This window comes from Staphylococcus simulans (genome assembly GCF_002902285.1).
Classification (GTDB): domain Bacteria; phylum Bacillota; class Bacilli; order Staphylococcales; family Staphylococcaceae; genus Staphylococcus; species Staphylococcus simulans.
In genome coordinates this window covers 1-25,302 of the sequence record NZ_PPRU01000004.1, presented here as the reverse complement: position 1 = coordinate 25,302, position 25,302 = coordinate 1, and the positions used below count along the sequence as shown (strand labels likewise).

The 25,302-nt window shown below is 35.5% G+C and carries 23 protein-coding genes; 20 read left to right on the top strand and 3 right to left on the bottom strand.

What is annotated here, in order from left to right:
- Positions 1 to 97: 97 nt before the first annotated feature.
- The 5 genes from CD112_RS00700 (at position 98) to CD112_RS00680 (ending at position 4,360) form a co-directional block, all read left to right on the top strand.
- Positions 98 to 1,111: a zinc-binding alcohol dehydrogenase family protein gene (locus CD112_RS00700; protein ID WP_103363691.1), complete on the top strand. Its 1,014-nt coding sequence runs from the start codon at positions 98 to 100 to the stop codon at positions 1,109 to 1,111.
- 166 nt (positions 1,112 to 1,277) lie between these two features.
- Positions 1,278 to 2,834 (top strand): BCCT family transporter, encoded by a 1,557-nt coding sequence (locus tag CD112_RS00695; RefSeq protein WP_002479522.1) that lies wholly within the window; start codon positions 1,278 to 1,280, stop codon positions 2,832 to 2,834.
- 151 nt (positions 2,835 to 2,985) lie between these two features.
- Positions 2,986 to 3,534, top strand: a complete 549-nt coding sequence (gene amaP / locus CD112_RS00690; RefSeq protein ID WP_002479521.1) for an alkaline shock response membrane anchor protein AmaP — start codon at positions 2,986 to 2,988, stop codon at positions 3,532 to 3,534.
- 15 nt (positions 3,535 to 3,549) lie between these two features.
- Positions 3,550 to 3,789, top strand: a complete 240-nt coding sequence (locus CD112_RS00685) for a DUF2273 domain-containing protein (protein ID WP_002479520.1) — start codon at positions 3,550 to 3,552, stop codon at positions 3,787 to 3,789.
- 67 nt (positions 3,790 to 3,856) lie between these two features.
- Complete coding sequence (locus CD112_RS00680) at positions 3,857 to 4,360, top strand: Asp23/Gls24 family envelope stress response protein (protein WP_103363689.1); 504 nt, start codon at positions 3,857 to 3,859, stop codon at positions 4,358 to 4,360.
- Between the two features lie 92 nt (positions 4,361 to 4,452).
- Here CD112_RS00680 and CD112_RS00675 read toward each other — a convergent pair whose 3' ends face one another.
- A complete protein-coding gene (locus tag CD112_RS00675) occupies positions 4,453 to 6,420 on the bottom strand; it encodes an IucA/IucC family protein (RefSeq protein WP_070626365.1) in 1,968 nt (655 codons plus the stop codon).
- Between the two features lie 106 nt (positions 6,421 to 6,526).
- Here CD112_RS00675 and CD112_RS00670 point away from each other — a divergent pair, with 106 nt between their 5' ends.
- The 7 genes from CD112_RS00670 to CD112_RS00640 all read left to right on the top strand — a co-directional run bounded on the left by CD112_RS00670 (position 6,527) and on the right by CD112_RS00640 (position 15,368).
- Positions 6,527 to 7,705: an MFS transporter gene (locus CD112_RS00670; RefSeq protein WP_103363688.1), complete on the top strand. Its 1,179-nt coding sequence runs from the start codon at positions 6,527 to 6,529 to the stop codon at positions 7,703 to 7,705.
- On the top strand, positions 7,702 to 9,459 hold the full coding sequence (locus tag CD112_RS00665) for an IucA/IucC family protein (protein ID WP_070626364.1): 1,758 nt from the start codon (positions 7,702 to 7,704) through the stop codon (positions 9,457 to 9,459). Before CD112_RS00670 ends, CD112_RS00665 begins: the two co-directional genes overlap by 4 nt.
- A gap of 5 nt (positions 9,460 to 9,464) precedes the next feature.
- Positions 9,465 to 10,535, top strand: coding sequence for an alanine racemase (locus tag CD112_RS00660; protein WP_070626363.1), 1,071 nt, complete (start codon positions 9,465 to 9,467; stop codon positions 10,533 to 10,535).
- Positions 10,536 to 10,816: 281 nt separating this feature from the next.
- Complete coding sequence (locus CD112_RS00655; protein ID WP_002479514.1) at positions 10,817 to 11,806, top strand: ABC transporter substrate-binding protein; 990 nt, start codon at positions 10,817 to 10,819, stop codon at positions 11,804 to 11,806.
- A gap of 31 nt (positions 11,807 to 11,837) precedes the next feature.
- Positions 11,838 to 12,863 carry a FecCD family ABC transporter permease gene (locus CD112_RS00650; RefSeq protein WP_083309986.1) on the top strand — a complete coding sequence of 342 codons (1,026 nt, stop codon included), beginning with the start codon at positions 11,838 to 11,840 and terminating at the stop codon, positions 12,861 to 12,863.
- On the top strand, positions 12,860 to 13,822 hold the full coding sequence (locus CD112_RS00645) for a FecCD family ABC transporter permease (protein WP_002479512.1): 963 nt from the start codon (positions 12,860 to 12,862) through the stop codon (positions 13,820 to 13,822). Before CD112_RS00650 ends, CD112_RS00645 begins: the two co-directional genes overlap by 4 nt.
- A gap of 175 nt (positions 13,823 to 13,997) precedes the next feature.
- The gene (locus CD112_RS00640) at positions 13,998 to 15,368 is read left to right on the top strand and encodes a YjiH family protein (RefSeq protein ID WP_002479511.1); all 1,371 of its coding nucleotides are present in this window, start codon (positions 13,998 to 14,000) and stop codon (positions 15,366 to 15,368) included.
- 50 nt (positions 15,369 to 15,418) lie between these two features.
- Here the strand turns inward: CD112_RS00640 and CD112_RS00635 are convergent, their stop codons facing one another.
- Positions 15,419 to 15,754, bottom strand: coding sequence for a heme oxygenase (locus CD112_RS00635; protein ID WP_103363687.1), 336 nt, complete (start codon positions 15,752 to 15,754; stop codon positions 15,419 to 15,421).
- 149 nt (positions 15,755 to 15,903) lie between these two features.
- Here CD112_RS00635 and CD112_RS00630 point away from each other — a divergent pair, with 149 nt between their 5' ends.
- Positions 15,904 to 16,995 carry a low temperature requirement protein A gene (locus CD112_RS00630; RefSeq protein WP_103363686.1) on the top strand — a complete coding sequence of 364 codons (1,092 nt, stop codon included), beginning with the start codon at positions 15,904 to 15,906 and terminating at the stop codon, positions 16,993 to 16,995.
- A gap of 81 nt (positions 16,996 to 17,076) precedes the next feature.
- Here CD112_RS00630 and CD112_RS00625 read toward each other — a convergent pair whose 3' ends face one another.
- Positions 17,077 to 17,337, bottom strand: a complete 261-nt coding sequence (locus CD112_RS00625) for a SunI/YnzG family protein (RefSeq protein WP_002479508.1) — start codon at positions 17,335 to 17,337, stop codon at positions 17,077 to 17,079.
- Between the two features lie 188 nt (positions 17,338 to 17,525).
- Between CD112_RS00625 and CD112_RS00620 the strand changes: the two genes are divergently transcribed.
- From CD112_RS00620 to salA, 7 genes are all read left to right on the top strand, one after another.
- The gene (locus CD112_RS00620) at positions 17,526 to 18,041 is read left to right on the top strand and encodes a metal-dependent hydrolase (protein WP_002479507.1); all 516 of its coding nucleotides are present in this window, start codon (positions 17,526 to 17,528) and stop codon (positions 18,039 to 18,041) included.
- A gap of 193 nt (positions 18,042 to 18,234) precedes the next feature.
- Entirely contained in the window at positions 18,235 to 19,428 is a 1,194-nt protein-coding gene (locus tag CD112_RS00615) for a UTP--glucose-1-phosphate uridylyltransferase (protein WP_023014943.1), read from the top strand.
- A 20-nt stretch (positions 19,429 to 19,448) separates the two neighbouring features.
- Positions 19,449 to 20,132, top strand: coding sequence for a PAQR family membrane homeostasis protein TrhA (gene trhA, locus CD112_RS00610; RefSeq protein WP_023014942.1), 684 nt, complete (start codon positions 19,449 to 19,451; stop codon positions 20,130 to 20,132).
- Between the two features lie 83 nt (positions 20,133 to 20,215).
- Entirely contained in the window at positions 20,216 to 21,553 is a 1,338-nt protein-coding gene (sdrM, locus tag CD112_RS00605) for a multidrug efflux MFS transporter SdrM (RefSeq protein ID WP_031262411.1), read from the top strand.
- 103 nt (positions 21,554 to 21,656) lie between these two features.
- On the top strand, positions 21,657 to 22,115 hold the full coding sequence (locus CD112_RS00600; protein WP_002479503.1) for a SepA family multidrug efflux transporter: 459 nt from the start codon (positions 21,657 to 21,659) through the stop codon (positions 22,113 to 22,115).
- Positions 22,116 to 22,197: 82 nt separating this feature from the next.
- Positions 22,198 to 23,655: an MDR family MFS transporter gene (locus CD112_RS00595; RefSeq protein WP_002479502.1), complete on the top strand. Its 1,458-nt coding sequence runs from the start codon at positions 22,198 to 22,200 to the stop codon at positions 23,653 to 23,655.
- 174 nt (positions 23,656 to 23,829) lie between these two features.
- Complete coding sequence (gene salA / locus CD112_RS00590) at positions 23,830 to 24,903, top strand: iron-sulfur carrier protein/transcriptional regulator SalA (RefSeq protein WP_002479500.1); 1,074 nt, start codon at positions 23,830 to 23,832, stop codon at positions 24,901 to 24,903.
- Positions 24,904 to 25,302: the final 399 nt, after the last annotated feature.

Below are 25,302 nucleotides of genomic sequence, written 5' to 3'. Positions count from 1 at the left end.
AATTCTAGTGTCATTTTTTATAAGACGGAAAAATTGCTTATTCATATCGGTCATTCTATGATAAGGGCACAAACATATAAAGAAAGGAACGATATAAATGAAAGCAATCGGTGCAGATCGAGGATTTGAATTATCTGAAGGTAATTTATTCTATGAATTTGATAAAACGAAGCCTGAACCAAAAGGCAATGAATTATTAGTAAAAGTCAAAGCCATCAGTGTTAATCCTGTAGATACTAAAATTCGCCAAGCGCCTGTTGAAAAAGCACCACGGATTTTAGGGTTTGATGCGGCAGGTGTGGTAGAAGCAACAGGACCAGATTGTGAATTATTTAAAGTCGGCGATGAAGTTTACTATTCAGGTGCGAGCTTTTATGATGGCTCAAATGAAGAGTACCAAGTGATGGATGAACGTTATGTAGGTAAAAAACCAAGTAACTTAACATTTACAGAAGCAGCTAGCTTACCGTTAACAGCACTAACAGCGTATGAAGTGTTATTCGATACGTTCAACATTTCATCTAATCCTGAAAATAATAAAGGCAAATCATTATTCATTATTAACGGTGCAGGCGGTGTCGGCAGTATCGCAACACAAATTGCGAAAGCTTATGGATTAGAAGTAGTGACAACTGCTGGACGTGAAGAAACAAAAGCTTGGTCAGAAAAAATGGGTGCTGACTTAGTGATTAATCATAAAGAAGATATCAAAGCACAATTAGATGAACATCAAGTTGCGCCATTTGATTATGTTTTCTGTACGTATGACACGGATGGCTATTATGAATTAATGATTGATTTAGTTAAAGCACGTGGTCATATTGTCACAATTGTGGCCTTTGATGAAAAACAAGATTTAAACTTATTGAAAGGTAAGAGCGTGACATTCACACATGATTATATGTTTGGTCGTGCGGACTATGGTTTAAATGTGATTACGTTCCATCGTCATTTGACAGATTTGACTAAGAAGGTAGAAGCGGGTACGTATCAACACACGAAAACGAAAGAAATACAAAGGTTAACTACAGAAACACTATATGAAGCGCATCAACTATTAGAAAATCAATCCATGATTGGTAAGTTAGTGATTAATATGGAAAACGAATAATTATTTTTGAAGCACTGGGAATCATTTTCTCAGTGCTTCTAATTTTAGTGCATAATAAATTTGATAAGTTTTTTTATGAGAAGAAAAATAATTGTATAAATGAGATTGAAAAGCGTCATAGCGGGTAATTACATGTTATCAACAAATTTAGGAAGGGATTATTGGTATGAAAGAGAAAAAGATTACCAAAGTGTTTTGGTTTGCGCTCGTCATTTGTACATTATTTGTAATCTATGGTGCGATTTTCCCAAAACAACTTGAAGCAGGGACACAACAAATTACAACTTTCATCGCTAAATACTTTACATGGTATTATCTGATTTTATTATTAGTGATATTGATTGTATGTATTTACTTACTCTTCTCACGTTATTCAAATATCACTTTGGGAGAAGAAGGAGAAGATCCAGAGTTTTCACTGCAATCATGGTTTGCGATGTTATTTAGTGCAGGTATGGGTATCGGTTTAGTTTTCTGGACAACAGCTGAACCTATCAGTCATGCATTTACTCAAACGCCGATACATAAAGCTGGAACTCAAGCAGCCATTGATGACGCGATGCAGTTTGCGTTCTTCCACTGGGGCGTTCATGCTTGGGCCGTATACGGTATTGTTGCGTTAGTATTCGCTTATTTCAGTTTCCATCGTGGTTATGCAGGTTTAGTGAGTGCAACGTTGGTACCGTTATTAGGTGAAAAACGTATGAATGGACCGCTTGGCGGTACCATTGATGTATTAGCAATTATTGCGACAGTAACAGGTGTTGCGGCAACACTTGGGTTTGGTGCGTTGCAAATTAACGAAGGATTAAACTATTTATTCAAAGTACCATCTAACTTCGGCATGCAAGTTATTATCGTGATTATTGCGACGTTCTTATTTACATGGAGTGCATGGTCAGGTATCGATAAAGGGATTAAAACTTTAAGTAATATTAATATGATTTTAGCATTTATCGTTTTAATCGTATTATTCGCAGTCGGACCGACACTCTTTACTTTAAATAATTTTACAAACTCACTAGGTAATTATATTTACAATTTCTTTGGGATGAGTTTACGTATTCCGCAAAACGGCGGAGAAAAATTCCAATGGATGCAGAACTGGACAGTCTTCTATTGGGCATGGTGGATTTCATGGGCACCATTCGTAGGAATCTTTATTGCGCGTGTGTCACGCGGTCGTACTATTAAAGAGTTTATTTTAGGTGTTTTATTTGTACCAGCCTTAGTTTGTTTCTTCTTCTTTGCAGTCTTCGGATCAGCTGCAATCTATTTACAGAAAAACGGTATTGCGGATATTGCGAAAGAAGCAACAGAAACAGCTACCTTCGCAACTTTACAACACTATCCGCTCGGCTTTTTATTAAGTCTGGTTTCGTTAGTAGTTATCATGATTTTCTTCGTCACTTCAGCAGACTCAGCAACTTATGTGCTTGGTATGTTAAGTGCAAAAGGAAGTATCCACCCAGCTTCAGCAATTAAAGTATCTTGGGGTGTGATTTTAGCACTCTTTGCGTTGATCATGATTTATACAGGCGGAACACAAGCGATTCAAAACTTATTAATTATCGCAGCACTGCCATTCTCAATCGTTATTATTTTAATGATGTGGTCGTTGTTTAGAGCATTAGGTGAAGAAAAGCCACGGTACCAACAACCCAGATATAAACATTCGGAAGTTTTATCGCATAAAAGTAACAGGGAAGAAATAGAAGAATAGTTAAAAAAATGAAGGCATAAGTTGCTTTATCATAAGATAAACAAACTTATGCTTTTATTTTTTACAATAAAATTTATTGTGTTTTTTTATAAATGAGTCGGGGTATAAAAAAAGTAACGTCACAAACATTGATATGAGGAGGTGCAGCACCGTGAGAAGATTGAAGAATTTCATCTTAGGATTAATCATTGTGGTGGTTGTCGGAATGTTAGTGTTTATGCTCGCTAAAGTACCGCAGATTCCACAAGTTGAAACTTACCAACAACAATTACTGACATTTGCATGGTTCTTACCAGTACTCTTTACGTTGGCTGGACTGTTAATTGTGTTAGGTATTATTTTGGTGTTCAGCTTATTTGCGCCGACACATCGCAAGCCGGGTCTTTATAAATTTTATAAAGATGGTCATATATATATTTCAAGAAAATCAATCGAGAAAGTCGTGTATGACACAATGGCTAATTACGAGCAGTTGATGCAACCGAATGTTGTTACGAAGTGCTACAGTAAAAAGAAAAAGTCGTACATAGATGTAAAAGCGGACTTCTTTTTACCAGATGATACTCATGCACGAACTTTAACAGAAAATGTCAGAACAGATATTAAGAAAAACGTAGAATATTTCACAGAAATTCCTGTAAGAAAATTAGAGGTTAATGTGAAAGATCAGAAAAGTCCATCAAGTCCAAGAGTACTATAAAGGAGGGAGACCCAGATGCCAAACGAAAATAATCAACAACCAAATGATTCAACACAACACGTGGTGAATTTTATTAAAAGTTATATTGGTAGAATTGTCGGATTTTTAGTGTTTTTAGTTATCGCAATCTTATTCTTAACACTCGGCTTTTGGAAAACCATCCTGATTATCGTGTTGTGTTTGATTGGAATAGGAATTGGGTATATTAAAGACCGTAAGCAACAATTTCTCAACTTTTTAAATCGATGGAGTTAATTTATAATTTGAAAATTAGTTTAAGGGTATAGACGAAATATAATATGTTTGAAAAGGAGAATGTACTATGGCAGTAGATAATACAAAAACAAAACAAGCATATGATCAAGAAACTGGAGTGAATAAAGTGGAACAGCAACAACAAGAAAACCAACAAAACCAACAACCGAAATTCCAAAATAAATTAACATTTGCAGATGAAGTTATTGAAAAAATCTCAGGTATTGCTGCACGTGAAGTTAACGGTATCTTATCATTAAAAGGCAACTTTGTTGATAGTATCAGTAATCAATTCTCTAACACTGAAAATGTGACACAAGGTGTTTCAGTAGAAGTAGGAGAAAAACAAACTGCAGTAGACTTAAAAGTAGTTTTAGAATATGGTGAATCAGCACCAAAAATCTTCAATAAAGTGACAGACTTAATTAAAGAACAAGTAAAATATATGACTGGTCTTCAAGTAGTTGAAGTAAACATGCGTGTTGAAGATGTTATGACTCGTAAAGAGTTTGAACAAAAACAAAAAAATAATCAAGAGCAACAAAAGAACCAAGATAAAGGTTTACAATAATTCAGCGTTGTACCTTGATTTAGTAATATAAATAAGTAAGAGGGCGGATTTGAAGATAACTTCAAAATACCGCCCTCTTTTTGATACATTTTTTATTCTGTTGCTAAAGGATTTTCAACTTTTACATACGTATAGTCATGTGCTTCATCTTCTAAGCGCATAGTAGTAACACATTTATAATCAATCGTTTCAGCAAAGAATGTGTGTTTGATGTCAGCTAAACGTTCATTATCAATCGTATGATCTGCTTGCATTTGATTGAATTTCTTTTGTGTAATCTGTTTAACAACATCCCATAATTTGTTTTCTGATATCACGCTTTCTTGTGTATGTTGCGCGATTGTTAAAATTAGCTCTCCAAGATGGTTTTGGATAGTTGAATAGAACGCCTTGTTGAATACAGAAGTTGATTTGCTAGTTAAGATACGTGATTTTTCATGGAAATGTTCTGTTGAGAAACCACTGTCGTTGAGTTGTTGTTCATCAATACGTAAACCTTCATAGTCACGAATGAACATATGATTTAAGCTGCCATCTTCATTGAATGAAGACACTGCATTTTGTAAATGTGCTTCTAAAGCAATACCATATTTCACCATTAATGGAATCACAATATCGACTAATGCTTGCGCATATTCAGCAAGCCAAGCTTCTGAAGCAGCTTCAAAAGATTCTGTTTGCTTCGCATTTTGATAACGTTCAATTAACGAGTTTATCACTGCAATTTCAGCGTTAGGATTACTAACTACTAAACTTGATGGAATGATGTTAATAGTATCAGGTGCTGTTAAGTGATAAACATTTTCTCTTAAGAGTGAACCAAGCTGTTCACTGCGTTCTGTTTGATAGTCGCCTTGATCTTGTTTGTGATAGAAATGAATACCCGCTAGTTCAGAAATTCCAGAAGCTTGAATATCTTTAAATAAAGGGTCTTCAGTCAATATTTGGTTAACGATATGCGTCACAAGTGGACCATTAAATGTGGTTTGTTCTGACAATGTTCGAATCTCTCCGGTAATATGCACATTGGTTGAGAGTTTGACATGCGGTGTTGTTTCTGGCCATTTCGGCATTAAAGTTCTAAATGACAGTCCCGCATAATAAGATGTTTCGTAAGGGATTGTCTTAATTTGACCTGTATCAAGTTCTTGTGCATAGTCATGTTCTAAAATCTCATCATATTGCCAAGGATGTAACACAATCATGCTGTAATGATTGTGTTCATCTGAAGGGATTGCTTGGTTAAAGGCACTTTCTAAACCTTCGAAGTTTTTAAAGAGCGTTTCATTATATGTATGCTCAAGTGTTTGTGTACGAACGAGGTCATTGTGTACCGCAATCCATTTTAATGCAATGGGTTGTTGGAATTCAGAAGAATATTGAATGTTTTCTTGTGGTGTTAAGCCTTTGCGTAATTTGGCACCTGGGTGAAGCGGGTGACCTTCAATGACTGATTGTTCAGAACGTAAATAACTATCTGATGCGTGTGCGATAATATCGAACATAGCACGTGTATCATCTTTTAAAGTGATATGTTGATAGCTGAGTGCGAGTGCCATATTGGCTACACTATTCATCATATCGTCACTGAATTGATCACTTGCTGGTCCTTTGAATTTAGGTGCTTCTGTTAAAATCACTTCTAATACTTCTTCTGGATGCATAATGCGTTGGTGTGTCTCTGGTTTATCCATTTCTGTGAAATAAAATGGACCATCCATATCAATACGATCAAAAGCATGAAATCCTGAAATTGGCGCATAGAGTGTCAGTCTAGATGTCGGCCAATCCATCTTCATGACTTTGCCTGTGTTCGATGATAACTCAAAAGGTAAATCTGTATTATTTATAATTTGTGCTTGTCGGCCTTGATTGACCATATTTTCTCGATAAATTGAAACGACTAAACGTTTCGTAACCAAGTCTCTTGCAGTTAGTAAAATAGCTTTAAATTGCTCAGCCCATTGTGGATGGGATGCAGAAAGGTAATCATAAGCAGATTGTTCTTCTGCTGTGAGCTTTATAGGTTGTTCATTTGTTTGTTGTAATATATTTTCCATAATACACCTCTTATTTAATTATTTTACAAAACAACTAAAGATTTGTATAATCCATCATATCGGTAATGATAATCATTATCAATTAAAAAGACAGGTGGAATAAAAAATGGCAAAATATTTTTTCCCAAGTTCATTCCTACTGTTTTTGGGGAATTGGATCGGACAAATCGCATTAAATTGGTATGTATACGAACAATATCACAATGCTTTTTATTTGGGATTGGTCAATTTCGTCAGACTGATACCAATCTTATTTCTAAGTATCTGGGCAGGGGCTTTAGCTGATAAATTCGATAGAGGGAGATTAATTCGAATAACTGTCACAGGTTCTACAACTTTAACAGCAATCTTATGTTTGTTGAGCTTTGAATACAGGGAATTACCTATATATATTATTTTGATTTATGCTTGTTTAAGGGGCATACTTAATGCTGTAGAGACACCTGTCAGACAGGCGATTTTGCCTGATTTATCTGATAAAATCAGTACAGTCAAAGCAGTATCGTATCATTCGTTTATCATTAATATTTGTCGATCAATCGGACCAGCGATTGCAGGGGGCATTATCGCAGTGTTGAATGTGAAATATGCATTTTTAGCACAAACCTTGGTTTACATAGGTGCTATGCTGTTATGCTTGCCACTTCATTTCAAAGTCGCTTCAGCTTCAGATGAAGAAGGTGCAGCACGTTTCTCTGCAACGGTCGTCAAAGATTATTTTAAAACACATGGACAAGGACTCCATATCTTTATTACGTCAGTGTTGATTATGGCCACTGGCTTCTCTTATACCACCTTATTACCGGTATTAACCAGTTTGAATTTTCCTGGTCAGGCTTCAGTCTTTGGCATCGCAATGACCTTCAGTGCTATCGGTGGTATTACCGCAACGTTATTATTGCCGCAGATACTGAAATTATTTTATTCAATTAATGTATACTATTTAAGTTCTATCCTGTTTGGTATCGCATTACTGATGGTAGTTATGCCGAATACAATTCTGCTGTTCGGCTTTATCTTTTTAATCGGTTTATTTAGTCAATGTGCACGGACAACGAATCGTGTATATTTTCAAACACATATTGAACCTGAAAGACGTGGCAGAATTTTAAGTATTGTGATGATGGATCGCGGCATGATTCCATTAGGTGCAGTTATTATGAGTGCATTAACAGAACTTATCGGCATTGTACCGACATTTATTACAATGGGTCTTAGTACATTACTCATTGCAGCACTCTTTTATGGGATGAAAGAACTTAAGAATAGAGGAAGTGTAATATGAGACAAACAACATTACAACAAGCAGATATCAATATGCAGCATCGTGTATTCAACGCCATGATTAAAGAACACATTTTTAACGAAGGCACACGTATTACGAAACAAAATCATCGGTTAGAAGTTCAATATCAAGGTAAAGTACTCTCAGTCAGCATTAATGGTGTATATGCATTTGAACGCTATCAAATGCAAGGGCCGCTGGAACTGCAAGAGGGAGACAAACAACAGACGATAGCATCCTTAGAACAACTAATCGACACGCTAGAACAAGATTTTGACGTAGTGTTCCCGACTCGTTTAAAACAAGAGTTGATTCATAGTCGACGTGGCTTTGATTTAACTTATGCACAAATGGAGAAACGCCATCAGCTCATTCAAGATAGTATGAAATTTTCGAGAATGCCAGTGAGCTTGAATTATTTTGCTTGGATGTCGCATATGAATGCATTAGGTGAAATGGATGATTTATTATATTCAGAGAGTTTAGTTGTCGAAGGACATCCGACTCATCCATTATCCAAAACCAAACTGCCTTTAACGAACGAAGAAGTGATGCGTTATGCGCCAGAGTTCGAACAAATCATTCCATTAAAAGTCATGTTGCTGAGAAAAGAAGATGCAGTGACAACCAGCGCTTCTTCTGATCCTGATTTCATATTGAATGAAGTTCTAAAAGATGATAAAGCCCAATTGAAAGATTATGCGAAAGCGCTCGGTTATGATATCGATGACTTTGAAATTGTCATAATTCATCCATGGCAATATGAACATGTCATTGTAGAACAATTTAAAACTTGGATTCAGGAACAACGTTTAATACCGACACCCATCACTTTGAAGTCAAAGGCAACTTTATCATTTAGAACGATGGCGTTATTAGAGCGTCCTTATCATATTAAATTGCCAGTTCAAGTTCAGGCAACGAGTGCCATTCGTACAGTTTCTTCTGTTACGACAGTAGATGGACCGAAATTAAGTTATGAATTACAAGATATGTTGAACGTCTATCCGCAACTTAAAGTGGCGAGAGAACCGTTCGGCTTACATGCAGCTATTGAACCAGACCAAGCACGACAATTAGCTTATATTGTCAGAGAACGCCCGATGATTGATGGTGAAGGTGTAACTGTCGTAACCGCAAGTTTAGTAAATCAAAATCCTGTAGATGACATGAAAGTGGTGGACAGTTACTTAGAATGGGTTGATCGTGAAATTTCAGCACAATCAATCAAGCATTTCATGACAGTCTATGCACATACTTTAATCCCACCATTAATTGCCTATATCCAAGAGTATGGCATTGCGTTAGAAGCGCACATGCAAAATACAATTGTGAAACTTGGCAAGGACTATAAAATGGCCTTTATGGTCAGAGATTTAGGCGGCTCTCGTATAGATTTAGAAACGATGAAAGAGAAAATTCCAAATGTCAAAGTTGAGAATGAAAGCTTAATTGCGGAAGATATTGAAGCGGTGATTGCGAAATTTCAACACGCAGTCATTCAAAATCAAATGGGTGAATTAATTTATCATTTGAGTCAGCATGAGGATGTGACAGAACAAGAGTTGTTTACGATTGTTCAAGAAATTACACGCCATGCGATTGATCCGAATAAACCACATGCGACAGTCTTGAACCAAATTCTCTTTGGAACGACGATTACTGTGAAATCTTTATTAAGAATGCGCATGGAAGGCAAAGTAAAAAAATACGTAAATACGATTTTAGATAACCCATTGAAAGAAGGAGAGTGAACCCCATGGCTTATGTAGAAATAGATTTAGCCAAAATCCAATTCAATGCATTGATGTTGAAAGAAAAGCTGGCACAAAGAAATTTAGAAATGATGCCAGTGATTAAATGTATCGCTGGAGATAAGCTGATTGTTGAATCATTGAAAACACTTGGTTTTGATCAGATGGGTGACGCACGTATGGTCAATATTGACCAAATTCATGACGGTGCACTCTCTTATATGTTGATCCGCACGCCTAATCGCAGTGAATTAGAAGATTGTATTGAGAAAACTGATATTAGTATACAAACGGATCTTGAAACAATTCGCTTATTGAATGAAACTGCAAAATCAATGGGCAAAAAACATAAAATATTATTAATGGTAGATTGGAAGGACAGTCGTGAAGGTGTCTTAACGTATGACGTTGTTAAGTACATAGAAGAAATCATGTATATGTCTCATATATGTTTAACAGGACTGGCTTTTAATTTTATGTGCTTTTTAGATATTCCGCCGACTGAAGAAGATATTTTACGTATGAATCAATTTGTACAAACAGTTGAAAAAGAAATGGGTTATACTTTAAAAATGATTTCAGGTGGCAACTCAAGTGCGTTACCATTACTTGATTATTGTACGTTCGGCAGAATCAACCATTTAAGAATAGGTGAGTCATTGTTTCGCGGTATCAGTACAGTAGATCAAAAGCCGATTCATTATCTCTTCCAAAATGCGATTACTTTGAAAGCAGAAATTATAGAAGTCAAACCAAGAATAGATATTCAACATGATCGTTCATATTTACAGGCCATCTTAGACATCGGTCATATTGATACTGTGATAGAAGATATTACTCCTTTAAATGATCAAGTGAAAATTATGGGTGCGACAAGTGATCACCTCATGATTGATTTACAAAACACAGATTATTATCAAACAGGAGATATCATTGAGTTTACGCTAGGTTATAATGCATTAGCACAAAGTATGTATCAAAAGACGCTGAAACATGTGTATATCAGAGATGCTGGTGTACAAATTTTAGTGGACCATTTTGAAGTCAATCATGATCATGTTCAAATTAATCCTTGATAGATATAGGCAAAAAAATTGACAATATTGTAAACCGAACAAAATTTGTTCGGTTTTTTGTTTATTATTGCTAAAACCATGTTGACATTGAGAATCGTTATCAATAAAATAAAAAGTAAGATGATTGAATGAGCGATAAATGGGATATATCTAAATGGATGGTACGTAGATACATACGACCTTCATACATAACTTGGAACGAGAAAGATAACTGAGTTGACCTTCAGCTACATTTCATTTGTTGCCTCATAGAGCATCTAACAATATGAAGGAGTGGAAACATGAATAGATTAAAGTTTCTTGGTATTCTTATGTTAGTACTTGCTTTGACTGTCGTTGCGGCTTGCGGCAATAACAGCAAAGATAGTTCAAAAGAGTCTGATAGTAAATCTTCAGATGATACAATCGCAGTAAAAAATGAAGCGGGCACAACGAAAGTGAAAAAAGATGCGAAACGTGTCGTTGCTTTAGAATATTCATTCGTTGATGCTTTAGCTGCATTAGATGTGAAACCTGTAGGGGTTGCAGACGATAATAAAAAAGATCGTATTATCAAACCTATCCGTGAGAAAATCGGAAATTACGAATCAGTCGGTACACGTAAACAACCAAACTTAGAAGTAATCAGTAAAGAAAAACCTGACTTGATTATTGCGGATGCACAACGCCATAAAGGTATTTATAAAGAATTAAACAAAATTGCACCAACTATCTTATTACCAAGTTTTGATGGTGACTATGATGCAAACATCGAATCATTCAAAACAATCGCAAAAGCCTTGAATAAAGAAAAAGAAGGCGAAAAACGTTTAGACGAACATAATAAGAAAATGGATAAATACTCAAAAGATATTACTTTAGATAAAGACTTAGCTGCTTTACCTGCTGTATTAACTAAAACAGATATTATGGCGCACTCAGATAAATCTTATGTTGGTCAAGTGTTCCATCAATTAGGCTTTAAAGAAGCATTAAATAAAGATGTATCAAAAGATTTACCTAAATACCTAGATGGTCCATACTTGAAAATGAGTACGGAACAAATTGCGAAAGTAAATCCAAAACAAATGTTCATCATGATTGATGAAAAAGATAAACCATTATTAGAGAAACAACAAAATGACAAAGTATGGCAAACAATCGACGCAGTTAAACATAAACGTGTTTACACTGTAGATCGTAGTACTTGGTCTCGTTCTCGTGGTTTAATTTCATCAGAAGAAATTGCGAAAGAGTTAGTAGAACTATCTAAAGAACAAAACAACAAATAAGCGATTAAGATGATTAGAAGGGTGAATGGCTATGACAAACCAATCTAGCCACAGCCTTATTGAAAAGAAACAAAGAAAACGCACCACACTCCTCTTTATCGGGAGTGTGTGCTTTCTTTTTATCGTGATGTATTTCAATTTGACTGTCGGCACAACACATATGAAATTTAAAGATATTGCAGATTATTTAATATGGCATCATGACACGAAAAATACATTTATTATACATAATATCCGTATGCCAAGAATGGCAGGCGGGCTATTGATTGGTGCAGCTTTAGCAGTTGCTGGTTTATTTATGCAGGCAATGACGCGTAACCCATTGGCATCTCCGCAAATCTTCGGTGTGAATGCCGGAGCATCATTTATTATTGTTGTGATTACAGTCATCTTTCCGGTATTGACTTCAATTTCAACATTACTTGCGTTTATCGGCGCGTTTATTGGCGGTAGTATTGTTTATATGTTGTCTGACTCAACGAAAGGCATGACACCAGTCAAATTAGCTTTAGCTGGTATGACTGTTCATTTGTTCTTTACAAGTTTGACACAAGGTATCATTTTATTAAATGAAGATTCTACAACGACAGTTTATTTCTGGTTAGTCGGTACACTCTCAACATTGAAATGGGGAGATGTATTGTCTATCACACCATGGATTATCGGTGCGTTCATCGGTGCATTATTCATGGCACGTCAAATTTCAGTGTTAGAACTTGGCGATGAGTTAGCACGAGGACTAGGTCAAAACATTAAATTAACCCGATTATTGTTAGGGGTGTTGGTGGTAATTTTAGCCGGAGCATCCGTTTCAATTGCCGGACCTATCGGATTTATCGGTTTGATTGTTCCGCACATTGTAAAATATTATACTTCTCATAATTACTTTGTGATTATACCGCTGACGATGATTTTCGGTGCTGCCATTTTATTATTATCAGATGTCATCAGCCGTTTAATTGCATTTCCATTTGAGACACCGGTCGGTATTGTGACATCCTTCGTCGGTGCAGTTTACTTCTTAGGCTTAACATTGAGAGGAGTGAAACGAGTATGACAAGACATTTAGGGCGTAAATATATAATTGTGATTGCGATATTGATCGTCGTTTCCATCTTCTCATTATGTGTGGGTGCCGTATTTGTAAATCCGCTTCAAGCCCTCAAAGGCTGGATTATGCAAGATGACTTTATCGTCAATGAATACCGAGAACCAAGACTTTATGTCGGTTTATTAGTCGGCAGCAGTTTAGCAATTTCAGGTGCAGTAATTCAAGGTGTTGTACGAAATCCTTTAGCATCACCAGATGTTATCGGGATTACTAAAGGTGCGAGTTTAGCAGCTGTTTCAGTCTTGATTCTCTTCCCGAAAGCACCGATTTATGTATTGCCGGTTGCTTCGTTTATCGGAGCTTTAGTCATCAGCTTATTATTATCTTATTTAATCGCACGTAAAGAAGTCCAAGGTTCAAACTTAGCGTTAATCGGTTTAGCCATCGGTGCGATTTGTATGGCAATTGTGCAATACTTACTCATTCGATTCCCATTAGAAGCCAACTTAGCTTTAGTATGGTTAACAGGAAGTTTATTCGGACGTTCCATGGACCATGTGATTTCAATCTTGCCGTGGTTTATTGTGACCGTACCGCTTATCTTATTTTTTGCGCAACGTTTAGATATTATTCATTTAGGTGATCAAGTAGCGACTGCGCTTGGTACGAGAGTTCGTTCAGTTAAAATGGTAATGTTGATACTTGCGGTTATGCTGGCAGGTTCTTCTATTGCGGTTGTCGGCGGACTGAGTTTCTTAGGATTGATTGCACCACATATTGCACGTTCGATTGTCGGCCATAAACATATTCATATCATTATGATGTCTGGATTAGTCGGTGCGATTTTAATTATAGTCAGTGATACATTAGCACGCGGCATTCATCCGCCGTTAGACATCCCAGTCGGTGTGATTATTGCGATTGTCGGTGCGCCATACTTTATTTATGTTTTACGCAAAATGTAATAGGGAAATAGACAACTGTCTCTTATTAACATGAGAGGCAGTTTTTTTATGGGGAAGTTGGGGTATTAGAATTTGAAGGTGTTAAATTTATACAGATTTATGTATAAGTATTAAAATTCTTATTGCTTAACCATTACAATACGCTTATAATGTATTGTAATGAAAGGGAGAGACTATGGAAAAATATACAAAATCAGAAATCTTCAAGGGACGTTTGAAGTTCATTATCATGTCATTGCTCGGTATCATGTTGTTCTTAGTACCGGTGCCGGTGACACAAGACGGAAAGCAACAAACGACATTATTGGTAGCATTTTTAGCAGGTTGGTTGAAGGACGTATTAGGTCCAGCAATGCCGTATTTAATTTTAATTGTAATTACATTATCTGGTATTTTGACTTTATGCTGTTCGACTTTCTTAAAGAAGCGCTTAAAGTCTGATGGGTTATTGAATAATACGTTTAATGTGACGCCGATTTGGTTGGTTGTCAGATTATTAGCGGTAGTGTTTGCATGGATGACATTTTTACATATTGGTACAAAAGTGATTTATTCAGACGATACTGGAAATTTAATCTTTTCTAGTTTATTGCCGACGTTATTCTCAGTGTTCTTTTTTGCGGCACTCTTTTTACCGTTACTTATGGAATTCGGTTTATTAGAAATGTTAGGACCGATTTTCAGACCAGTCATGCGACCATTATTCACTTTGCCTGGCCGTTCTACAGTGGATAACCTTGCATCATTTATCGGTGATGGTACAGTTGGTGTTATCATTACAAGTAAGCAATATGATCAAGGCTTTTACTCTAGACGTGAAGCGACCGTTATTTCAACAACATTCAGTGTTGTTTCACTGACGTTTGCGATTGTAGTGGCTGAAACAGTAGGGATGCAGAATCATTTCTTCTATTTCTATTTAACAGTTATCGTTTCTTGTTTAGTTGCTGCAGTGATTATGCCGAGAATTTGGCCGTTACGCAGTGTACCAGATGAATATGCGGTTGAAAACAGTGAATATGCGAAAGATGAATCTAAACCTGAAGGCATATCAGCTTTCAAACATGGATTTAATCTAGCGACTGAAAAAGGAATCAAATCACCAGGCCTTTTGCAATTCTTTAAATCAGGGTTGGTCACTGTTGCAGATATGTGGTTCGCAATTTTACCAGTTGTTATGGCAATCGGGACACTTGCGACGATTATCGCAACATATACACCTGTCTTTGAGATTATTGGGAAACCTTTTGTACCGCTGCTTGAACTCTTACACATTCCTGAAGCAGAACGAGCATCTGAAACTATGTTGATTGGATTTGCGGATATGTTCTTACCTTCAATTTTAATTGATGGTGTGAAGAGTCAAATTACCTTATTTGTTGTCGGTGCATTGAGTATTTCACAATTGATTTACTTATCAGAAGTCGGTGGGGTTATCTTAGGTTCTAAGATTCCTGTCAGTGTCTGGAAATTATTTGTGATTTTCTTATTCAGAACGATTATCGTATTACCAATTATTGCTTTAATGGCACATTTATACTTCTAAATATAAAAGCTGAGTCTTGCAGTAGAAACTGCTCGACTCAGCTTTTTTTATTATTCTAATGTACCTAAAGATGACAACACACGAGATTTTACTACGTTGTTTCCGACAACAGGAGATTCTGATGAGGCATTTGACTCAGAAGATTTAGGGCGTTGATGTGCTTGTTTGAAAGCATCGCTATTCTTCCAATTTTCAAAATCATCTTGAGATGCCCACCATGTTGAAACATGCATGAACTCAGTATCTTTTTGACCACCTTCTACTAAAGAAACTTCAACACGATGAAATCCTGGCATTTCTTTTAATTGAGGGTTGGAAGTAAAGCGAACTGCCATTTTTTCAGCAAAGCCTTTTTTCACTTCTATTTGGTTTGTGACAATATACAAGACTATCATCCTTTCAAAATTATTGTTAATCTTCTTTACCCGATTTTTTGTATGTTCATTGTGTGTAGTTATCAGTATTTTGATTATAAAACATGTGGTACAATATTTAAAAAGAAAAAGAAGAATCTTAATTAATAGGGGAAAAGTGAATGAAGAAAAAAGAAGTCAGTATGGCCGAACTGTTTTTTGATTTGGTCTTTGTTTATGTACTTTCGACAATTAATATTACAGTGGAACATATTTCTACTTCATTAGTCGACTTGGAAAGTCTTGGTAAAAATTTTATGTTGTTTTTAGTATTTTTCTCAATTTGGATTTATCATACATTGCTGGTCAATCGATTCTTTGAACAGAAATGGTATCAATATGTCTTTTTATTTATAGATATGTTTCTGATTTTATATCTGTCTAAAGCGATTAATGGTAATTTCCAAGAAACATTTGTTGCGTTTGCATCAACAACTACAGTTATCTTTATCAGTATTATAATTCAGTATTTTTTAAGTTATAAATTTGTGGACCATTCTATTAATGCACGTTTCTTAAAGGTGTATGTAACAGGTCTTGTTTTAACAGTCATGTTTTCGGTAGTCGGTTTACTTCTACCTAAAGGCATTAACTTTTGGGTATATTTTATCGGTATCGTGATTTCAGCCACATTCCCTGCATTTTTTGCGAATGCATCTAAAGAGAATCCAGTTATTTTTAAACATTTAACTGAACGACTGAGTTTGTTTATGATTTTATTATTTGGAGAAGGGATTGTTCAAATCGTCAATAATATGGAACTTTCACAATTTAAAGCACTAGATGTTGTCTATTTCTTAATGGTCATTAGTTTATTTGTGATTTATACGTTCCATTACAAAGGTAGCTTGGATCAGGAGAAAGATGAAGCAACAGGCTTTTTAACGATGTTCCTGCATTTATTCATTATTTATTCTGCAAACTTTATTTTCTTGATTATGAATAAAGGCTTATCAGATCATTCTTTAAGTTTTGCGGAAGGCATCGGTTATACCGTCGCATTTTGTGTTTTCTTATTTGGTGTATTCTTTGATACGATTTTACATCGCAATATTACAAAGAAAAAAGGTCTGTATATTGGCATTATCTTAGTAACTACAGTCATTGGATTTATCATTCCAAATATTCACTTGATAACAGTAGTTCAAATCATAGGTATTATCGTACTATGCAGCATGTATTATATTGAAAATAGGGATATATTAACAGATTAAGTTAAAAGAACTTAATCAATAAAAAACCTTCCACTTCAGAATTAGAAGCGGAGGGTTTTAGTTTATACTTTTTTAATTCATTTATTTTGTGAGTTCATTATAGACTTTCTTGTCATTGAAAGTGAAGATGATGTATTCGTGATCATCAGTATCAATAATAACGCGGTTAGTTTTACCAAATGTAGAACCAATACGAGATACCTCTCTGCCATCGTCTTCTGGTACCGCATGGATATCTTGATCTTCTCTAATGTTTTTAATATCTGCTGTTGGGATTTTGATGTCTGCTACTCTCCATTGGATACGAACTTCGTCATTATTTTTCTTTACTGTCATTGCCATTATGGAACACATCCTTTAATTATTTTTGTATTGCTATCATACACTATTTGGAAACCGTTTTCAAGTAATGTGAGATACTTTTTTATAAATGTGTCATACTAATTAAAAACCGAACATACAGTCCGAAAATATGTTCGTGTTTATTAAGAAATTGTGATAAAATAAAACAACTAGAAAGGAGTATAGAGATGACAGGGAAAACACACTTATCATGCGGGTTTCTCATAGGAACACTCGCCATCAACTATTATCATCCCGATTTATTTACTTCTATCACCACTGTAGTCTTAGCAGGGGCTGGAAGCTTATTGCCTGACATTTGTCATGCACAAAGTAAAATCGGGCGTCGTTTTAAGTTTTTAAGCTTAATTGTTCGTCTTTTGTTCGGTCATCGAACATTTACACATTCAATTTTATTTACGCTACTTGTGGCGTTGCTGTTATCTACTATACATACACCTCCTGTATATATGACAGCAATTATCGGCGGTATGGTTTCTCATATCATTCTAGATATGTTGACGCCGAGAGGTGTTAAGTTATTATATCCATTTCCATTATCAGTTAAACTGCCGATGCAATTTAAAACTGGTGGAATGGTAGATTTATCACTGGCCACTGCATTTACTTTTGGCGGAACATATGTTATATTCCGCGAAGTCATCAATCAATGGTTCATGCACTGGTTTCATTTGAATATATAAAAGAATGAACGACAAGGTGTTGTCGACATGATTAAAGAAGATTTTAAGAACCTCTGCTTTTTTAAAGTGGGGGTTCAAGCTTGAAAAATTGATTTGTGATATAATTCAAGAATATTGAAGGGTTTATGTTGGCCAAATACATATTTAAAGACAGAACCCTTGGTAATCGCGGAGAAACTTAAGGAGAGGTATCATGTTAGATAAGAATAAATTAGAGAAATTCAATCAGCAACATTTGTTAGAATTGGAGAAATTAATGAGTTCCAACGAAAAAGAAAATATTGCTTCTAAATTACAATCATTAGACTTATCTGCAATTTTAGATTTGTATGAATCACTTTATGTAGAACAATCTCAAAATAAAACTGAAGAAGTATCTGAAGCGACTGAAGTTAAATATAGAGTACGCAAAGATTATTCAACAGAAGAATTAAATAACTTTTATGCTCAAGGTATCGATGCGATTAAGAAGGGTGAATTTGCGGTTGTCTTAATGGCAGGTGGCCAAGGTACACGTCTTGGTTATGATGGTCCGAAAGGTTCATTTGAAATTGAAGGTGTCAGCTTATTTGAACTACAAGCAAGACAGCTATTAAAATTAGCCGAAGAAACTGGACGTACAATTGACTGGTATATTATGACTAGCGATATCAATGATGAAGCAACGCAAGAATTCTTTGAACAACAAAACTATTTTGGCTATAACCCTGACTATATCCATTTCTTCAAACAAGATAATATTGTCGCTTTAAACGAAAAAGGCGAGATTGTCTTAACAGAAAATGCTGAAGTAATGGAAACGCCAAACGGAAATGGCGGCGTATTTAAAGCGTTAGATGCATACGGCTATCTTGATAAAATGGAAGAAGACGGTGTGAAGTTTATCTTTATGAACAATATTGATAATGTTTTAGCACGTGTATTGGATCCAGTTTTTGCAGGATTTACTGCAGAAGCTAATCGTGATATCAGCACAAAATCTATTGAACCAAAACAAGGTGAAAGTGTTGGACGTTTAGTCAATATTGACTGTAAAGATAGTGTCTTAGAATACTCAGAACTTGGTGATTCAGATGTAAATGCATTCCATAATGCGAATATCGGTATTCATGCGTTCAAACTTGCATTTATCCAATCAGCAGTCAATCGTGAATTGCCATATCATTTAGCAATCAAACAATTGAATCAATTAGATGAAGACTTTAATGTAGTGAAAGCACCTGCATTGAAATTTGAACTGTTCTATTTTGATATCTTTAAATACGCAACTAGTTTTATTACACTGCAAGTTCCTAGAGAAGAAGAGTTTTCACCTTTAAAAAATCGTGAAGGCAAAGATAGTGTAGAAACTGCAACGCAAGATTTAAAACGCTTAAATCTTATTTAACTGTAAAGGTGGAGTCATAGTTGAAACAGACTTCAAATACACATAGTGAACGTGGTCTCAATCGTTTTAAAGATATTATTCCTTTATCATTCGGTGAAGAAATCGGTAATGCAGTCTCACATGGGGCAGCGGCTTTGATTACACTAATCGTATTGCCTTATGCGGCAGTCCATAGTTATATTCATGGCGGTACATTGGCATCAGTCAGTGTATCTATATATGTCATCAGTATCTTTTTAATGCTGATTTCATCAACGATTTATCATGTGATGCAAAATAACTCACCGCATAAATATATTATGCGTATTATCGATCACAGTATGATTTATATAGCAATATCTGGTACCTATACACCAGTATCATTAGTCGTAGTCGGCGGATGGTTCGGCTGGATTATAATGGTGTTGCTATGGGGAATTACGATATGGGGCATTTTGTATAAAGCAATTGCTGAAAATGTAAATCCTAAACTCAGTTTGTTCATGTATTTAATTATGGGTTGGGTCGGCATTTTATATCTTCCGATTATTTGGAGAGAAGCCTCATGGCAATTTATGTTATTTATTTTGCTTGGCGGTATTGCTTATACGATTGGTGCATGGTTCTATGCACAAAAGAATCGTCCGTACTTTCATATGATCTGGCATATCTTTATTGTGATAGCATCGTTATGTCATTTCATCGGAATTTTATATTTTATGTAGGGGGAGAGGCTGAGGCTTTTGTTGAATAGAAGCCTTGACCTCTTTCTTATTTGAGAAAAAGAAAGAGGTGTCAAAGTGTGAAAATGGATTTGAAGTCAATCGGTGTAGTGACCGCATTGATTTTAATTATGTTTATGGCGGCTATCGAAACATCTATCATTTCTTTAGCATTGCCTACAATCAAAACAGATTTAAACGTGACGAGCTCGATTTCGCTTGTGTTCTCAATTTATTTTATTGCCTTAGTTATTGTGAATCCATTAGTCGGGGAGTTGCTTTCGCGTTTTAAACTTATACATGTAACGATTGGTGGACTGTTATTATTCAGTGTTGGTAGTTTGATGTCTGGATTAAGCAGTACATTTACTTTATTAATTATCTCTCGCTTTATCCAAGGTTTAGGGTCAGGTGTCATGATGGTGCTCAGCCAAATTGTACCGAAACTTGCCTTTGAAATTCCGTTACGATATAAAATAATGGGGATTGTCGGCAGTGTATGGGGGATTTCAAGTATTATCGGTCCTTTACTTGGTGGTGCAATCTTAGAATTTGCGACATGGCATTGGTTATTCTTTATTAATATTCCGATTGCTGTGGTTGCTGGTGTGTTGGCATTTACGACCTTTATTTTTGATGAGGAACAAGTATCAAGTGGAGAAGCATTTGATCAAAAAGGTCTGTTCTTCTTCTATTTAGTCCTTATCTTTATATTAGGTGCGATTACAACACCGTTATCACTATGGTTGAAAGGTATCATGATTGTGATTGGTATCGTATTTGCCTATAAACTTGTCAAAGTTGAGAAACAAGTATCGACACCGTTTTTACCTATTGAAGAATTTAATCGTCGCATCACTATTATTTTTATTACTGATTTTATATATGCGATGATCTTAATGGGCTATAACTTATACATGCCGATATACTTACAAGAAGAAATCGGATTATCGCCACTCCAAAGTGGATTTGTGGTTTTCCCGATTTCAGCAGCTTGGTTGTTGATTAACTTCAATTTACATCGTATTGAAGCAGGGTTAACAAGAAAAGCGTTGTATCTTGTTGCCTTCACTTCTTTACTATTATGTAGTGTGATTGTCTTTGTTACACATGCAGCACCGATATTATTAGCCGCAACATTGATGTTAGCAGGCGCAAGTTTCGGTATTGTTTATACAAAGGACAGTGTGATTGTGCAAGAGGAAACGTCACCGAGAGAAATGAAGCGGATGATGTCGTTTTATTCTCTTTCTAAGAATTTAGGTAATTCTATCGGTTCTACAATCATGGGCGGCATGTATGCCTTACCGTTTGTTGTAGGAGGCGCAAGAATTTTAAATAACGTTGTTTTGATTATCATCTTTATTATGATGCTATTCCTATTATGGATAGTCTTTTATCGAAATCAAACGCAAAACGACTAATTGGGTATCCCGCTGAAATGCGGGATATTTTTAATTAATAACTTAAATCATATTGTGTTATTATACGGGTGTATAAAGAAAGAGCGAAAGGAGTGAGGAAAACTTGAAATTCAATATATTCAATTTAATATCTACATTAATTGTGCTATTAGTGTTTGTGATTTCCGGTGCGATTTTCCTCACACTTTTAGGCTTCGTATTATTTGGATTGAGTCGTTTGCTTATTTTTTGGCATCTAGGGTATTTCGGATATAACAAAGGTTTCTACCAAAACTTATTTTACTACGGCAGCTATATTGTATTAGGTTACTTCACAATGTTCTTAGTAGAATATCTGATGGATTATTTCAAAAAGAAATTGCCGCATAGCCCATATTTTCATGGTGAAATCTTTCATTTGATTTCATACTCCGTTACAACGGTAATGTTCTATTTTGTAGTCCATATTCATTATGCATATATCAACATTGATTTTTGGGTCATTATGTTGATTATGGCGTTCTTTTACGTATGTAAAGAAGTCTTTTATCCTGATAGTGAAGACTTGAATAGAAATAAGTGACCTGCATGAGCAATTAGTTTGCTTTGCTAACTATTTTTAGTGCATTATATTATGGTAAGTTTATAAAGGAGTGTTTATATCTATGCCAGAGCAGGCTACTATTTCTAAGCAAAAAAGAAATTTGATTGTCACAGTTATGATTACGAGCGCATTCATTGCGATATTAAACCAAACGCTACTTAATACTGCACTGCCTGCTATCATGCGTAGTTTCAACATTGGAGAGAACACATCCCAATGGCTAGTAACTGGTTTTATGTTAGTTAACGGAGTCATGATTCCTTTAACTGCCTTCTTAATGGATAAAATCAAAACCAGACCGTTATATTTAGCATCAATGGGAATATTTTTAATTGGTACTATATTAGCGGCAATTGCACCGAACTTCGGTGTTTTAATGACTGCACGTGTCATCCAAGCTATGGGTGCAGGCATTATTATGCCGTTGATGCAATTCACTTTATTTACACTTTTCCCAAAAAATGAACGTGGCTTCGCAATGGGATTAGCTGGTCTCGTTATTTCCTTCGCACCAGCTATCGGACCTACAGTCTCAGGTTTGATTATTGATGTTTCAAGTTGGCGTACACCATTTATCGCAGTAGCTGTGATTGCGTTAATTGGATATATCTTCGGAGCAATCAGTATTAAAAGCTTCAATGAACCTAAAGATATTACATTAGATATGAAATCTGTGATTTATTCAACAATCGGATTCGGTGTAATGTTATTAGCATTCAGTAGTGCGGGTTCTTCAGGCTTTGACAGCTGGACGTTCTATGTACCATTTATTGCCAGCCTATTTGTCATTTGGGTGTTTGTGAAACGTCAATTAACAATCGAGAATCCAATCTTGAACTTGCGCGTCTTTAAAAACAAAACATTTACGCTATCAGCTATTTGTTCAATGATCGTAATGACATCAATGATTGGCCCAGCACTGTTGATTCCCATTTATGTACAAAATGCGATGGGCTTATCAGCTTTCTTATCAGGTATTGTGATATTACCTGGTGCAGTGGTCAATGGCGTGATGTCTATCTACACCGGTAAGTTCTACGATAAATACGGTGTTAGACCATTAGTGATTATCGGCTTTACCATGTTGACTATATTTACTGGAGTCTTAGCATTCTTAAAAGTAGATACACCATTCTGGTATCTTGTATTAATTTATGCGTTAAGAATGTTCTCAGTGTCATTACTTGCGATGCCGCTTAATACAGCGGGCGTCAATGCATTACCGAATAAAGATATTTCACACGGTACAGCAATTATGAACTTCGCTCGTATGATGGCTTCATCAATTGGTACAGCGATTATGGTTGCATTAATGACATTAGGTACAAGAACATTTGCGCCAAATCCAAATGAAGTGGCTTCTAAAGAATTATTCCATCGCGAAGCAATTGCGCGTGGTGTGGATTTATCATTTGGTGTAGTGACAGTTATTGTATTAATTGGCTTCATTATAGGTTTATTCATTAGAGATAGAATAAAAGGTGAAACTAAAAAGCAAATGAATGCACGTAAAATTTAAAACTGAATCAATCTTTAAACATAAAACCAGCAAAGCAATATATAGATTGTTTTGCTGGTTTTTGTTAGGTTTTCTAGGAAAGGGGAAGTTCTTTGGATTATTCGTTACCACTTATACATTAAGTTTGTTAAAATAATAAGAGTAAACATTAATTTATATTTGGGGTGACGTACTTTGTTAACAGTTGAACAAGTCAACGAACTAGTGGGGAATCTGAAAGATCCAATTTTAGATGTACCATTTAAAGATACAGGTGGTATTGTGAATATCACGATTAAAGAAGAAATTGAACATGTCAGTGTCAAAATTGCGATGGCAAAATTAGGTGGAAAACCTCAATTAGACTTGCAAATGGCAATTGTTGAAACATTGAAAGAAAATGGAGCAAACACAGTTGGTATTCGTTTTGAAGAATTAGATTCTGAGACGGTTGCTAAGTTTACTGGTGATGATCCAGCAGAAGACCAACCGCAAACAATCGAAGGTCTACTTTCAAAAGGTAACCCTGTTGAATTTATTGCGATTGCATCTGGTAAAGGCGGCGTAGGTAAATCTACAGTAGCAGTTAACCTTGCTGTGGCATTAGCACGTGAAGGTAAAAAAGTCGGTTTAATCGATGCTGACATTTATGGTTTCAGTGTTCCTGATATGATGGGTATCGATAATAAACCAGGCATTGAAGGTAAATCAGTAAAACCAGTTGAACGTCATGGTGTAAAAGTAATGTCTATGGCATTCTTCGTTGAAGAGAATGCACCTGTAATTTGGCGTGGACCAATGCTAGGTAAAATGTTGACGAACTTCTTTACAGACGTAAAATGGGGAGATCTTGATTACTTACTATTAGATTTACCTCCAGGTACAGGTGATGTGGCATTGGATGTACATACAATGTTGCCATCAAGTAAAGAAATTATCGTAACAACACCTCATCCAACTGCAGCATTTGTAGCAGCACGTGCTGGAGCAATGGCAAAACATACAGAACATTCTATTTTAGGTGTTATTGAAAACATGTCTTATTTCGAAAGTAAGGAAACTGGAAATAAAGAATATATCTTTGGTAAAGATGGCGGTAAAAAACTAGCAGATGAACTTAATGCTGACTTATTAGGTCAATTACCATTAGCACAACCTACATGGGATCCTAAAGATTTTTCACCTTCTATTTATCAACCTGATGATCAACTTGGTGAAATTTATCAACAAATCGCGCAAAAAGTTATCACTAAAACAATGAAAAAATAAGAAGTCTAAATAAAACGCAGGTTTTTTCAAAAAATCTGCGTTTTTCTCTTGCGTTTTTCTGAAATCCTGTTAGAATATATTTTTGTGAGCGAGAAAAACAAGTTAAATAAACACTTAAAAAACCTGAAAAAAAGTTATTGACTTAACACTTTGAAGGTGCTAAGATAATAAAGTCGCTAAAAAACGACGAGTTATCAAGAGTGTAAAACTTACTCTTGCGGAAATGAAGAAAACATTTTAAAATTGTAAAAGTAATGTTAATTAAGTGTTGACTTCGAAAACACGAAGTGCTACAATGGATAACGTTACTGAAAAAATGAACATTGAAAACTGAATGACAATATGTCAACGTTAATTCCAAATTAACAAACGTCCTAAGGACGTTTTAAAACAATTAGT